Annotated in this window: 14 protein-coding genes; 11 read left to right on the top strand and 3 right to left on the bottom strand. The window is 55.8% G+C overall.

The window, feature by feature from the left end:
* Positions 1 to 147 precede the first annotated feature (147 nt).
* Positions 148 to 954 (top strand): ion transporter, encoded by an 807-nt coding sequence (locus ACWIUF_RS16280; protein ID WP_448573575.1) that lies wholly within the window; start codon positions 148 to 150, stop codon positions 952 to 954.
* Positions 955 to 990: 36 nt separating this feature from the next.
* Here ACWIUF_RS16280 and ACWIUF_RS16275 read toward each other — a convergent pair whose 3' ends face one another.
* A complete protein-coding gene (locus ACWIUF_RS16275) occupies positions 991 to 1167 on the bottom strand; it encodes a hypothetical protein (protein WP_448573574.1) in 177 nt (58 codons plus the stop codon).
* Between the two features lie 242 nt (positions 1168 to 1409).
* Between ACWIUF_RS16275 and ACWIUF_RS16270 the strand changes: the two genes are divergently transcribed.
* The 3 genes from ACWIUF_RS16270 (at position 1410) to ACWIUF_RS16260 (ending at position 4617) form a co-directional block, all read left to right on the top strand.
* Positions 1410 to 2165: an SIMPL domain-containing protein gene (locus ACWIUF_RS16270; RefSeq protein WP_448573573.1), complete on the top strand. Its 756-nt coding sequence runs from the start codon at positions 1410 to 1412 to the stop codon at positions 2163 to 2165.
* Between the two features lie 148 nt (positions 2166 to 2313).
* A complete protein-coding gene (locus tag ACWIUF_RS16265; RefSeq protein WP_448573572.1) occupies positions 2314 to 3057 on the top strand; it encodes a cytochrome c biogenesis protein CcdA in 744 nt (247 codons plus the stop codon).
* A 153-nt stretch (positions 3058 to 3210) separates the two neighbouring features.
* The gene (locus ACWIUF_RS16260; protein ID WP_448573571.1) at positions 3211 to 4617 is read left to right on the top strand and encodes a cytochrome c biogenesis protein; all 1407 of its coding nucleotides are present in this window, start codon (positions 3211 to 3213) and stop codon (positions 4615 to 4617) included.
* Here the strand turns inward: ACWIUF_RS16260 and ACWIUF_RS16255 are convergent.
* Positions 4579 to 5448 (bottom strand): aldose epimerase family protein, encoded by an 870-nt coding sequence (locus tag ACWIUF_RS16255; protein WP_448573570.1) that lies wholly within the window; start codon positions 5446 to 5448, stop codon positions 4579 to 4581. The genes ACWIUF_RS16260 and ACWIUF_RS16255 overlap by 39 nt on opposite strands.
* Before the next feature lie 247 nt (positions 5449 to 5695).
* On the opposite strand from ACWIUF_RS16255, the gene ACWIUF_RS16250 reads away from it, so the two are divergent.
* The 5 genes from ACWIUF_RS16250 (at position 5696) to ACWIUF_RS16230 (ending at position 9014) form a co-directional block, all read left to right on the top strand.
* Positions 5696 to 6130, top strand: coding sequence for a hypothetical protein (locus ACWIUF_RS16250; RefSeq protein WP_448573569.1), 435 nt, complete (start codon positions 5696 to 5698; stop codon positions 6128 to 6130).
* A 154-nt stretch (positions 6131 to 6284) separates the two neighbouring features.
* Positions 6285 to 7292 (top strand): galactose-1-phosphate uridylyltransferase, encoded by a 1008-nt coding sequence (gene galT, locus ACWIUF_RS16245; RefSeq protein WP_448573568.1) that lies wholly within the window; start codon positions 6285 to 6287, stop codon positions 7290 to 7292.
* Positions 7293 to 7299: 7 nt separating this feature from the next.
* Positions 7300 to 7866: a hypothetical protein gene (locus ACWIUF_RS16240; protein WP_448573567.1), complete on the top strand. Its 567-nt coding sequence runs from the start codon at positions 7300 to 7302 to the stop codon at positions 7864 to 7866.
* A gap of 189 nt (positions 7867 to 8055) precedes the next feature.
* Positions 8056 to 8415, top strand: coding sequence for a DUF760 domain-containing protein (locus tag ACWIUF_RS16235; protein WP_448573566.1), 360 nt, complete (start codon positions 8056 to 8058; stop codon positions 8413 to 8415).
* A 77-nt stretch (positions 8416 to 8492) separates the two neighbouring features.
* The gene (locus ACWIUF_RS16230; protein ID WP_448573565.1) at positions 8493 to 9014 is read left to right on the top strand and encodes a GAF domain-containing protein; all 522 of its coding nucleotides are present in this window, start codon (positions 8493 to 8495) and stop codon (positions 9012 to 9014) included.
* 357 nt (positions 9015 to 9371) lie between these two features.
* Here the strand turns inward: ACWIUF_RS16230 and ACWIUF_RS16225 are convergent, their stop codons facing one another.
* Entirely contained in the window at positions 9372 to 9671 is a 300-nt protein-coding gene (locus ACWIUF_RS16225; RefSeq protein ID WP_448573564.1) for a ferredoxin, read from the bottom strand.
* A 548-nt stretch (positions 9672 to 10219) separates the two neighbouring features.
* Here ACWIUF_RS16225 and ACWIUF_RS16220 point away from each other — a divergent pair.
* Together ACWIUF_RS16220 and ACWIUF_RS16215 are read left to right on the top strand one after the other, a co-directional pair.
* Positions 10220 to 11221 (top strand): Gfo/Idh/MocA family protein, encoded by a 1002-nt coding sequence (locus ACWIUF_RS16220; RefSeq protein WP_448573563.1) that lies wholly within the window; start codon positions 10220 to 10222, stop codon positions 11219 to 11221.
* Positions 11222 to 11358: 137 nt separating this feature from the next.
* A complete protein-coding gene (locus ACWIUF_RS16215; RefSeq protein ID WP_448573562.1) occupies positions 11359 to 12024 on the top strand; it encodes a DedA family protein in 666 nt (221 codons plus the stop codon).
* The last annotated feature ends 23 nt before the right edge of the window (positions 12025 to 12047 follow it).

Raw genomic sequence — 12047 nt, 5'->3', positions numbered from 1 at the left:
CCCCAGATGGCTGACTCCCCCCCACCCCCGCGCTCGGAACCGCAAGCTGATCAGGATTGAAGCGCTAGGATTCACTCAATAACGATTGCTAATACCTATCACCCTCAATACCTAGGACAGGGCCTGGAAGTGGGGATCGCGCAACCGATGTCAATCCGCCAGAAACTCGAAACCTATCTGGAAGACCTCGACGCCCCGATCGGGCGCAGGGTTAATTTAGCCATTGCCACTTTAGTCGTTGTTTCAGCTGCCGTTTTTGTCATCCAGACCTATCCCATCGCCCCGGAGATTCGCCAGATTCTCAACTGGTTAAATGGGGGCATCCTAATCATTTTTGTGATCGAGTATGTCCTGCGACTTTGGTGTGCCCAATTCCGGCTCAGTTATATCCTCAGCCTCTATTCTCTGATTGATCTCCTGGCGATCCTTCCTTCGCTTTTAGTCGCGATCGATATTGGCTTTCTGCGGTTCTTGCGTATCTTCCGCTGGTTTCGGATTTTACGCCTTGTGCGCTTGCTGGAAGGCCGGGTTTTATTTCACCGCTTCAGTTCCGAAGACAGCCTTGCCCTCGTTCGCGTCTTGTTTACCCTATTCACCATTATTTTTATCTCGGCGGGTCTGATATACCAAACCGAACACCTGCAAAACCCAGAGACCTTTCGGACTTTTTTCGACGCCTTTTACTTCTCGGTCGTCACCATGACCACGGTTGGCTTTGGTGATGTGACGCCCATCTCGGATACCGGGCGCTTGATTACGGTCATGATGATTTTAACGGGCGTTACTTTAATTCCCTGGCAACTGAGTATTTTGGTTAAGGAATTAGTAAAAGCGACGAGCCAACGGGAAATTACCTGTTCCCACTGTGGTCATGCGCTCCACGATGCGGATGCCAATTTCTGTAAGCGATGTGGCACCCGACTGCCGCCGTTTACCTTACCCCCATCCCCCTGAATCGGGTTGTCCCAAGACCTATCCAGTCAAGCTTAGCTATTGGGCACCTTGCCAAATGGCAATCACCCCCGCGCCGATCGTCAGCAGCAACAGTCCCCAAATAGCTGAGCTGGGTAAAAAGGCGAAAAGCCGCACCCCCCGCAAGATCCACACCAGTAATGTCATGGCGAGGATACCCAAAAAGACCTGGGTGGTGGGACTGAGTTTACGCATACGGGCGAGGGGGTAGGGGTAGGGTTATCGGGGAGTGCCGATCGGGTTGCAGGCCAAAAAGCGGACTAATCCGTGTGCCAATCCGTGTGCCAATCAAACGGTCCGCGAGCAGGGTGACAGCGATGTGGCAGTAATTAGGATGTTGCCAGAATTGTAACCGTCTTCCCCGGCGCTGGCGTCCGTGTCAAGGTAGGGATTAGCAAGACTATCAACAACACTCTTTTGGGTGAGGAGGTTTACCCATGAAACCCTGTGCATCGCTAGGCCGCCCCTTGGCTACCCCATCCCTGTGGCGGCGCTGTCTGCCAATCGTCCCGCTCACGATCGGTGTAATGGGTCTGCTGCTTACGAGTCCGGCCCTGGCCCAGGAGCGCCTACTACGCACCCTAACCGTCACGGGTGAAGGCATTGAACGTATTCCCACGACCTTGGCCCAGGTGCAACTGGGCGTCGAAGTGCAAGGAGAGACGGCAACCGGTGTGCAACAAGAGGTCGCCCGTCGGGCCGAGGCGGTTGTGGCCTTTTTGCGATCGCAAAATGTGGACAAGTTGGCAACAACCGGGGTCAGCCTCAATCCCCGCTACAGCTACGAAAATAATCGCCAAGAGTTGCGGGGCTATATAGGCAGCAATGTGGTCAGTTTTCAACTCCCGATCGCCCAAGCGGGCCAAATTCTCGATCGGGCCGTGCAATCAGGGGCAACCCGCATCGACAGCATCGGGTTCACGGCCACCGATAGCGCCGTTACCGCTGCCCAACAGCAAGCCCTGCGGGCAGCGACCCAGGATGCCCAGCGACAAGCTGATGTGGTCCTGAGTACCTTGAACCTCACCCGGCAAGAGGTGGTGGGTATTCAAATCAACCATGCCGAAGCACCGATCCCGCGTCCGGTCTTTATGCCCGCGCCCGCTGCCATGAAGATGGAAGACGCCACGACCCCGATCGCTGGCCGGGAGCAGGAGGTAAAAGCCAGCGTCACTTTGCAAGTGCGCTACTAAGCCACAACTGGGTGTAGCAGGATCGAGGCCAACGACCGCCGAGCGGTTTAAGCATCGTCGTCGATTCGTGCAGGGGGATGCCCCATTCCGGCTGAGATCGGGCAAGATACAAAATATCAGCCGATAAGACAGCGGGAAAACCCACACGATGCTTGAGACCGTCCAAACCGAGCTATATCAGCTTACCCAATTCGCCAACCAGTTGGTCAATCAACAACTCCTGCACTTAAGTGCCCTGAGCCTGGTCACCCTCTTTGGGGCTGGGTTGCTCACCAGCCTCACCCCCTGTACGCTGTCGATGCTTCCGATCACGATCGGCTACCTGGGCGGCTATGACCACCAAACCCGGCTCCAGGGCACGGTGCAATCCCTCTGGTTTTCCCTGGGGTTAGCCACCACCCTGGCGGGCTTAGGCATGGTCGCGACCTTAGTGGGGCGGGTCTACGGTCAGATTGGGGTTGGCCTACCGATCGCGGTTAGCCTGGTGGCCATCCTTATGGGGTTATCCCTCCTGGAGGCCCTGCCCTTGCCCCTACCCAGTTTTGATGGGATGGCCTTGCTACCCGCCGCCCTGCCCCGGAGTGGTCGTTCCTATCTGCTGGGTCTCACCTTTGGCTTGGTGGCCTCGCCCTGTAGCACCCCGGTACTGGCCACGCTGCTCACCTGGATTGCAACCACCCAAGATCCGGTATTGGGTAGTGTGCTGCTCCTAGCCTATACCGTTGGCTACGTGGCTCCCTTGGTGGTGGCGGGAACCTTTACGGTTGCCATTAAGAAGTTCCTGGAGTTACGGCAGTGGTCGGCTTGGATTACTCCGACCAGTGGCATTCTGCTGGTGGGCTTTGGCCTCTTCTCGTTACTGTCCCGGTTGACGCCCCTGCTGCCAGCTTAGGGTTTGAAGGTTGAGAATGGCATATTGGCGGTTGCAGCCTAAAGCAGTTGGCTGCGCCGCCGATCGCGCCTCGGCTACCCGTTAGGCTCAGGGTTAGGGTACCGTTAGGATTACCGTAACGTTGCTGCCGATCGCGATCGTTCCCCTCTTGCCATGACTGCCAAAGATTTCTACCCGCCCCAATTGACCCCCCTCCTCTTGCCGCTGCAACGGTTTTGGCAACAGGGGGTCCTCCGTGTCCTGGCCGATTTACGGTTGGCGATCGTCCTGTTACTAGTCATTGCCCTTTTCAGTATGTCGGGCACGGTGATCGAGCAGGGCCAGTCAGCCGCATTCTATGCCGCCAACTATCCGGAAGATCCTGCCCTGTTTGGGTTTCTGACCGGGAAACTGATCTTGGCAATCGGCCTCGATCATGTTTACCAGACCTGGTGGTTTCTGAGCCTACTGATCCTATTTGGGGCCAGTCTGACGACCTGTACCTTTACGCGCCAATTGCCAGCCCTGAAGGCGGCTCGCCACTGGCAGTTTTATCAGCACCCCCGTCAGTTTGAAAAGCTGGCCCTCAGCACCGAGGTGGCGGCGACCGATCTCACCCCGTTAGTGCCCCTCCTGCAAACCCAGCGCTACCGCGTATTTACGGAAGGCCCTACCCTCTATGCCCGCAAGGGTATTGTGGGACGCATTGGCCCGATCGTTGTCCACGCCAGTATGCTGCTGATTTTGGCCGGGTCGATTTTGGGGGCAATGACCGGGTTTATGGCCCAGGAAATGGTGCCAACCGGGATGACCTTTCAGATTCGCAATATTCTCCATGCGGGGCCGTGGTCAGCCGCCCGTATCCCCCAGGATTGGTCGGTTCATGTGAACCGCTTCTGGATCGACTATACCCCCGACGGCACGATCGATCAGTTCTACTCGGACCTGTCGGTCCTGGATGCCCAGCAACAGGAAGTCAAGCGCGAAACGATCCACGTTAACCAGCCCCTACGCTATCGCGGCGTGACCCTTTACCAAGCCGATTGGGCGATCGCGGCGGTCCAGGTTCGGATCAACAACAGTCCCACCTTACAATTGCCAATGGCTCCCCTGGATACGGGGGGGCAGGGCCGCCTCTGGGGCACCTGGGTCCCCATTAAGCCCGATCTGAGTGCCGGGATTTCCCTCATTGCCAAGGACTTGCAGGGAATGCTGCTGGTCTATGACTCGGCAGGCAAGCTGGTTGCCACCGTGCGCACCGGGATGTCCACCCAAGTAGAGGGCGTGACCCTCGCGGTGGTGGATCTGTTGGGGAGTACGGGGCTTCAGATTAAGGCTGATCCGGGCATTCCCCTGGTCTATGCTGGGTTTGGCCTGTTGATGTTGGGGGTGGTGATGAGCTATGTGTCCCATTCCCAAATTTGGGCCTTGCAACAGGGCAATCGCCTTTACCTGGGTGGGCGCACCAACCGTGCCCAGGTCGCCTTTGAACGGGAGCTGCTGGCCACGATCGCCGCATTAGAAACCCCATCGCCACCAGGACTACCCCAATTGGGCATCGAACCTGACGTGGGCCGTTAGCGTTGCCCCCGCCTCCAGGTGCAGCAAATGATCACCCGTATTCAGGGCATTGCGGGGGGCTGTCCACGGTTCCAAGCACACAAAGGGTTGGTGTTGCAACGTCCAGAACACGAGCACCGCATGGGGAGAGCTATAGTGCAGACGAAGTTTGAGTCGGCGGCTATCGTCGTTGAGTATGGCTTCCCGTTGAAAGAGGGAGCGAAATGCCCAGTCAATTTCCTCCTGTTGGAAGTTAAAGTGACCGGTAAAGGGTACGACCTTCCCTGTGCGTTGGTCAAGCGCCTGGGTGCTGGGAATTTCAAACCGCAATTGGGATTTATCAGGCGCAAGGAAGTAGGGATGGAGGCCAAAGGACAGGGGCATCGAATCGGCGGAGTGATTGGTGTAGCGTTGCTCGATCTCAAGTTGGGAGCCACGAATTTGGTAGGTGAAGTGTAGGTGAAAGTCAAAGGGGTAGACCGATCGCGTTTGTTCATTGCTGCGCAAACTTAGACTGATCGCCGCCCGATCGTCCGTAACTTGCTCCACCACCTCCCAAGGGAGATCGCGGGCAAAACCGTGTTGTTTTAACTGATAGGACTTGCCCTGGTAAAGATAGGTCTGGTCGGGCAGGTTACCACAAATCGGGAACAGAATCGGGATACCGCCACGCACGGTCAGATCAGGATTAGCAAACCGCGCTTGGTCTAGATACAGCAACTCCTGATCTTGGACCTGCCAACGGGTGATCATCCCACCGCGTTCTGGCACCACCTCCAGACGCGATCGGGCGGTTGCATCCGACAGCACATAGGTGCGGTATAGTCCCGACTGGACAGCGATGGCAAACATTGCAGATCCTCCCTGAAGCGGCTAATTAGTCCAGCGGTGAATAACTCGCTTAGCATACCCTAGGGTGGGAATCTCCCCACAATGGGATCGGCTTCTCTTCCATTTTCTATCCCATTTCTATCCCAGGGAAGTGAGGTCCTCTCTCCCCGCCAGTTTTACCCTGATCGCCTGCCTGTCTGCTGAAAAAGGAAGTATCACCCCTCAAGGTGACCGGTTTGGGAATCCTTCAGTATGCAACCGGAGGTGCATGGTGGATCGTTTTTGGCCATCCCCGTTGGGGCCATCCCTATTAGCAACCACAGGATTACTGCTCAGCACTGGGGCCGCGATCGCCCGCCCCATCTACGTGCCCGCCTGTGAACCGACCCCGCCCGGACACTACGCCGTCATCGTCTTTGCGCCCACCTATCTCGACGATGTGCGGGCCGTCCTGCCACCCGGAGCCACCGCCATGGTTTGTGCTGCCAACCCCTCGCGCCAGGATATTCTGATTAAGATCGGCCATTTCCAACAGGCCAACAACGCCCACGGTTTTGCCAACCGGATCAACACCGACATCACCACCGCCGTGGAAGTCCGGGATGCCGATGGCACCCCCTTAGCCTCGCCGTTCACCTCCCCCCCCACGACCACAGCACCGACCCCTGAACCTGCCGCATCTGGCGTCCCAGCCCTGTATTAGCGCCCCGGGTGCGTCGCTCCTGACCCTGCTGCTGCCGCCCAATTGGACAAGGCCGTTCACGGAACTTCTATAAATTTTTCTGTCAGTTTTGTCAGTTATTCACAACGTTTGTTAGCAGTAGAGTATAAAAATATGCAAAACTAGCGGGTATTTCGTGACTCATAATAACATTCGCCTAAATCGTGCCACCCGCGAATGGGTTATTTGTGCCCCCAATCGGAAGGGACGCCCCCAGGAATTTCTTAACCGCAAATCGCCTGAGCCAGTGGAGGAGAAGCCGAGCAAACACTGTCCCTTTTGCGATCATCCCCCATCGGGCACCGAGAAGATTCTGCTGGAAATTCCGGCCCTGTCGGGGAGTGGCTGGCAAGTCCGGGTTGTTCCGAATAAATATCCCGTCCTATCAGCGGATGTGGCGATTAAGCGATCGCTCTCCGGGGTGTACTACCTGGAGTTACCCGGTTACGGCCACCATGAAATCGTCATTGAAACCCCGGATCACCACACGACCTTAGCGCTCATGTCGGTTCCAGAAGTTGAAGCCGTCATCGAAGCCTATTATCAGCGCTATTTAAATCTGATGCGTATCCGGGAAAATTTGTGGATTATTATTTTCCGGAATCATGGGAAAGCAGCCGGGGCATCCATGCAACATCCCCATTCCCAAATTATTGCGACCCCGATCGTGCCCCGTCACCGTCGCTGGCACGAGGACGAAGCCCAACGGTATTTTGATGAATGGGGTCGCTGTGCCTACTGTGATATGCTGGAGTTTGAAAATGACGAACAATTACGCGTTGTTGGCAGCAATGATCACTTTTTAGCCTTTATTCCCTTTGCGGCTGAAGTCCCCTTTGAAGTGTGGATTTTACCCAAACACCATCAAAGTGAATTTGGTGCCATGAACCCAGAACAACGCTCGGCTTTTGCTGAGATTCTGCAAGCTATTTTAGCCAGAATTTATCATAAGCTGAATAATCCCGACTATAACTATGCCATTATTACCGCTGCTCGCTATAAGATTGAAGAGCCACAATTACATTGGTATTGTCAAATTCGCCCCCGCTTAACAACCGCTGCTGGGTTTGAAATTGGCTCCGGTATCAGCATTAATCCTTCCTTACCAGAGGTAGATGCCCTGTTCCTCAATGAAGGCAGATGACCCACGTATGCATTTAGATGAAATTGAGCCACACCTGCGCCAGTTGTTTGGGGAGTCCCTTCACTCCACCACACCCGGATTGTGGCAAGTTGAGCACGGGGGGAGCCAGATTCTCATTCTGCTCTCGGACGATCGCTCCTGGTTGCGGGTCCTGCTCCCAATCTCTCCGTTCCAAGATGTGCGGCCACTCCTCGAACAACTGTTTGCCTATAACTTTGATGCCAGCCAGGAAACTCGCTATGCCCTACATCAGGATGTCCTGTGGGGGGTGTTTCAGCATCCCCGCGCAAGTTTAACGGCTGCCGACCTGACGGCGGCGATCGATCGGCTCCAGATGCTCAAACAGCAGGGATTAACCGACTGCTTTAACCAATTTGTGGATAATCGCATTGGGCAAATCATCCAGGCCGCCAAGCAGCAGGGCCAAACGCTGACTGCCACCATGCAAACCCTAGAGCGTTTCTACGATGAGGGCCTATTGGGGGACCTGACGCAATCCCCAGAACAACGCCAGACGATTTTGGGGGCTTGGCATACCCGTTTGCAGCAATTATGGCCTGACATTATCCCCTAGGGGGATTAACCCCCTCTGATGAGTTCGGTTGAACCGACTTTCCCACAGAATTGAACTTGTTACAGTGTAGAGAAGGAACATCGCCTCCCTTCATTCCTGAGTCCAATACCTGGCTATGGCTGGGCTATCCCTCCCACACCAGGAGCAAGGCTGGGGCGATCGCCCGCCCGCTAAATGGAGTTGAATACCATGTCTGATCGATCCAATAACACCACGCGCAACTTCTTTAATGGGGAACAGGAGTCGGAAGGGACCCTATGGAATTATGTGCAGTCCCTGAGTCCGGAAGCTGTGGCCCAACTCTCCCGCCCTGCTTCACCCGAGGTCTTTCAGGTGATGGAGCGCAACATTATTGGACTCCTGGGCAACCTCCCCTCGGAGCATTTTGATATTACGGTCACCACCAGTCGCGAAAACCTGGGCCGGTTATTAGCTTCAGCGATGATCAGCGGCTACTTCCTCCGGAATGCTGAACAACGGTTGACCTTTGAACAAGTCCTACATGGCGGCCACGATGAAGCGGCGAGTGCAAACCAAGATACCCCTTAACCCGTAGCGCCATCTAGCGTTGTGTCACCTTGGTCCTGCGTCAGCCCCTTGGTTCTTTTCCCCGCTCAACCCTGCCTATGTCAGACGGATTGCCGCCCGATCGCCCCACCCTTCCAGACTTGGAAACCCTCGCCCAACAAGCCCAAGCCCAAGTCCAGGCGGAAACCGCCGTAGTCGCTTTGGCCGAGGCCGCCGGCACGGCAGTCTACTATGCCGCTGCGGTGGGTAAATATGCCGCCGCTATCGTCGGGAAACGGGGTGCAGCCGCCACCTCTGGCCTATGTGGCATCACCTTCCAAAGCCAAAGTCCCGTTCTGGTCTGTCAAGCCTCCCTGGATTCGCGGGTGCGCCAGGACTATGTGGCAGCTTGGGGGATTGAGACTGCCCTCGCCGTTCCGATCGTCCATACGGGCCAATTAATCGGTGCCCTGATGGTCCTCAACCGATTAGATGGACAACCCTTTGATGCTACGGCTGAACAGCAATTGCAGACCTATGCCCAGGCGATCGCGCCTCAGTTAGCCTTGCTTAGACAGGCCAACTCGCAAACTTGTGTCCAGAATTGGGCAGGCCGAACCTTGGACACTGAATTACCTTAGGCCCTGGATCGCCTTAGAGAGTCTTGGAACAGTCCAGAAACCAGTCGTTTTGGCGACTAAAGTCGCCCCTACAGGGGACAAGTCTCGCCCTCGCCCGTTCTGCGAAAGGGGCCTAAAATCTGGACTTCCCAGTTACGCTCGCTGGTTTGGGGAGAGGAGGATCGGGGGTGAGTTTCCCCAAGTGCCCTTGTGTAGAAAAATTCTATGAAAAATGAAAAGAGGTTTCCGAAGGGCAAAAATCCTCAGGAAACCTGATCTGCGGTAAAAAATGAGCCTTGAATTATTGTCTAGACAGTCGTCGGCAAGAAACCTTGATTGAGCTACCAACCCCCAGCGGCTTCTTGCCAAACGCAGGTCTTAGTACAGGGCTTCTTCCTGGTGGGTCAAGATAGTGCAATCAGATGTCGGGTAGGCCACACAGGTTAGAACAAAGCCAGCAGCAATTTGATCATCATCCAAGAAGGATTGATCGGATTGATCAACCGTCCCTTCAGTGATCTTTCCTGCACACGTCGAGCAGGCACCCGCACGACAGGAGTAGGGAAGATCCAAGCCCTGTTCTTCTGCCGCATCCAGGATGTAGGTATCGTCATCAACGTCGATCGTTGTGTTGAGACCTTCAGCCTCGTTAATTAGGGTGACCTTGTAAGTTGCCATGTACTTAATTCCTCTCAAGTTAAAGATGAAAGCGGCGTCTCAAGCTGAACGGTAGCCGTGTCATGGGGTCTAGGTAACCAGCGTGGGTTACAGGCTAACAACTGCCACCCGCGTCAGCTTCAACTCTGATACTACGGGAAAAAAACAGTCTTGCAACCACAGATTACTGGAGAACCCTAGGGCAATTAGTAATAAAATTTAATAAGTCATTCAAGATAAGAAAAAGTTATTAGAAGTCGGCTAAGCGTGCCTACTGTGCAGGGGAGTCGCCCGAAAGCCAGCAGCACCGAGCGCCGTGAGCGTCCCCCTAGGCGCTAGATTGGCAGGGGTAAAACCCTTACTAGATTTGGCATGGGGTTCCCATGCTAGGGCTGACGCATGACCTGTGGCGCTGGCAATTGCTCGGTGGCAGGCCGGCTAAAGATTGGTTAGATGCGAGCCATTGGATTTTATCTATCAGTTAATCTTATTTGTAGGTTATTTATCGGATTGGACAAGCCAGCTTACGCGGGAGGATGGGGGTGAAGGATTCTAGAGTGGACAATTTTGTGACCGAGCCGCTCCCGTGGCCGCTGAGGGTTGGGATCGTGGGCACTGGCTATGCGGCTAAGGCTAGGGCAGCAGTGCTGCGCGACGACGATCGGGTTCACCTGATTGCTGTGGCTGGCCATACCCCCGATAAGACCCAAGCCTTTGCCCAAGCCTATGCGCTTACCGTCTGTGATACGTGGCAAGCCTTGGTTAATCGTCCTGACCTGGATTTAATCCTGGTGGCGACGGCCAATCACCTGCACGGTCCGATCGTCCGGGCAGCCCTCACCGCCGGGAAACATGTGGTGGTTGAATTTCCCCTTAGCCTGGATCTAGCAGAAGCCGAAGCCCTCGTGGCCCTTGCCCGATCGCAACAGCGTCTCCTGCACATTGAGCATATTGAACTGCTGGGGGGATTACACCAGGCCAGCCGCCAGTTTTTACCCCAGGTGGGGGCCGTCTTTGCGGTAGACTATGCTACCCTGACGCCCCAGCGCCCCGTTGCTCGCCGCTGGACCTACCACCGGGATTGGTTTGGTTTCCCGTTAATGGGGGCACTCTCCCGCATTCATCGCCTGACAGACTTGTTTGGCACAGTCGCCACCATTAGCTGTCAACTGCGTTACTGGGATCAGCCCACCAGGATCGCGGCGGATGCCTACTACACGACTTGCCTGTGTCAAGCTCAGCTTCAGTTTGAGAGTGGTCTTCTGGCGACCGTGACCTATGGCAAGGGGGAAGCCCTCTGGCAAGCAGCACGATCGCTGACTATTCAGGGCGAACAGGGTGCCCTGGTGTTTGAGGGGGATGCCGGACAGTGGGTGACAGCCACCGCCACCCAGGCGATTACCCTCGGTAGCCGACGGGGCCTCTTTGCCCAGGATATGCAGCAGGTATTGGCCTATCTACAGGAGGGAACGCCCCTCTACGTGACCCCAGCGTCCAGTCTCTATGCCTTGAAGGTGGCGGATGCCGCCCGACGATCAGCCCATAGCCAACAGGTGATCGCGATCGCCTAGGGGGGCAAGCGGTGAAAATGGGCAGAATCTTTAAGGGTATAGCCCGTTCTGGCGATCGCAGGCCCGACGAGCTCAGGCTAAAATGTAAAGAAAATCAAAGCTACTGTTCCCTGTCCCCTTCACGATCGCGGTTCCGCATGATCTTTGACCTGTCTTTAGATCTCATTCCCCTCGAAGTCATTCAGCGCTTGGCCCAAGACTATGGCTATGGGGCTGTTTTCACGGGCATTCTACTCGAAAATATGGGCATTCCCCTGCCCGGAGAAACGATTACCCTGGTGGGGGGCTTTCTGGCCGGTAGTGGCGAACTGAACTATGGCTATGTTTTGGGCAGTGCCATTACGGGGGCGGTCCTGGGAGACAACCTGGGCTATTGGCTGGGCCGATGGCAGGGATGGTCCTTTCTGCGGTTGGTCGGTCGCCTGTTCCGGCTGCCGGAGTCCAAGCTATGGGACGTGCGACACCAGTTTAGCCAAAATGCGGCCCGTGCCGTTTTTCTGGGGCGCTTCATTGCCCTCTTGCGGATCTTTGCGGGTCCCCTTGCGGGCATTGCGGAAATGCCCTATCCCCAGTTTTTGCTCTGCAACCTGGCGGGAGCCGCCACCTGGGCAACGGTGATGGTGAGCCTATCGTTTTTTGTGGGTAAGGTGGTGCCGTTGGCAACGCTGATTACCTGGGTGAGTCGGTTGGGGTTGGCGGCGCTGTTGGCGATCGCAGCCTGGTTGGTGGTGCCACTTTGGCTAGAGCGATCCAAGTTGAAACCGTCGGGGCTGGTCGGTCAGGCCGATTCGGAAAGCGCCTAGAGCCGGGTGCGGGCCAGAACCTG

The organism is Trichothermofontia sp., assembly GCF_053493415.1.
This window is presented reverse-complemented; position numbering and strand designations above follow the sequence as displayed.

What these genes read in the sequence shown, in the direction of transcription:
- ACWIUF_RS16260 (WP_448573571.1), top strand. Translation starts at nt 3,211, where the DNA reads ATGACTGCCAAAGATTTCTACCCGCCCCAATTGACCCCCCTCCTCTTG.
- ACWIUF_RS16240 (WP_448573567.1), top strand. Translation starts at nt 7,300, where the DNA reads ATGCATTTAGATGAAATTGAGCCACACCTGCGCCAGTTGTTTGGGGAG.
- ACWIUF_RS16265 (WP_448573572.1), top strand. Translation starts at nt 2,314, where the DNA reads ATGCTTGAGACCGTCCAAACCGAGCTATATCAGCTTACCCAATTCGCC.
- ACWIUF_RS16270 (WP_448573573.1), top strand. Translation starts at nt 1,410, where the DNA reads ATGAAACCCTGTGCATCGCTAGGCCGCCCCTTGGCTACCCCATCCCTG.
- ACWIUF_RS16275 (WP_448573574.1), bottom strand. Translation starts at nt 1,167, where the DNA reads ATGCGTAAACTCAGTCCCACCACCCAGGTCTTTTTGGGTATCCTCGCC.
- ACWIUF_RS16230 (WP_448573565.1), top strand. Translation starts at nt 8,493, where the DNA reads ATGTCAGACGGATTGCCGCCCGATCGCCCCACCCTTCCAGACTTGGAA.
- ACWIUF_RS16255 (WP_448573570.1), bottom strand. Translation starts at nt 5,448, where the DNA reads ATGTTTGCCATCGCTGTCCAGTCGGGACTATACCGCACCTATGTGCTG.
- ACWIUF_RS16235 (WP_448573566.1), top strand. Translation starts at nt 8,056, where the DNA reads ATGTCTGATCGATCCAATAACACCACGCGCAACTTCTTTAATGGGGAA.
- ACWIUF_RS16280 (WP_448573575.1), top strand. Translation starts at nt 148, where the DNA reads ATGTCAATCCGCCAGAAACTCGAAACCTATCTGGAAGACCTCGACGCC.
- ACWIUF_RS16250 (WP_448573569.1), top strand. Translation starts at nt 5,696, where the DNA reads ATGGTGGATCGTTTTTGGCCATCCCCGTTGGGGCCATCCCTATTAGCA.
- ACWIUF_RS16225 (WP_448573564.1), bottom strand. Translation starts at nt 9,671, where the DNA reads ATGGCAACTTACAAGGTCACCCTAATTAACGAGGCTGAAGGTCTCAAC.
- ACWIUF_RS16215 (WP_448573562.1), top strand. Translation starts at nt 11,359, where the DNA reads ATGATCTTTGACCTGTCTTTAGATCTCATTCCCCTCGAAGTCATTCAG.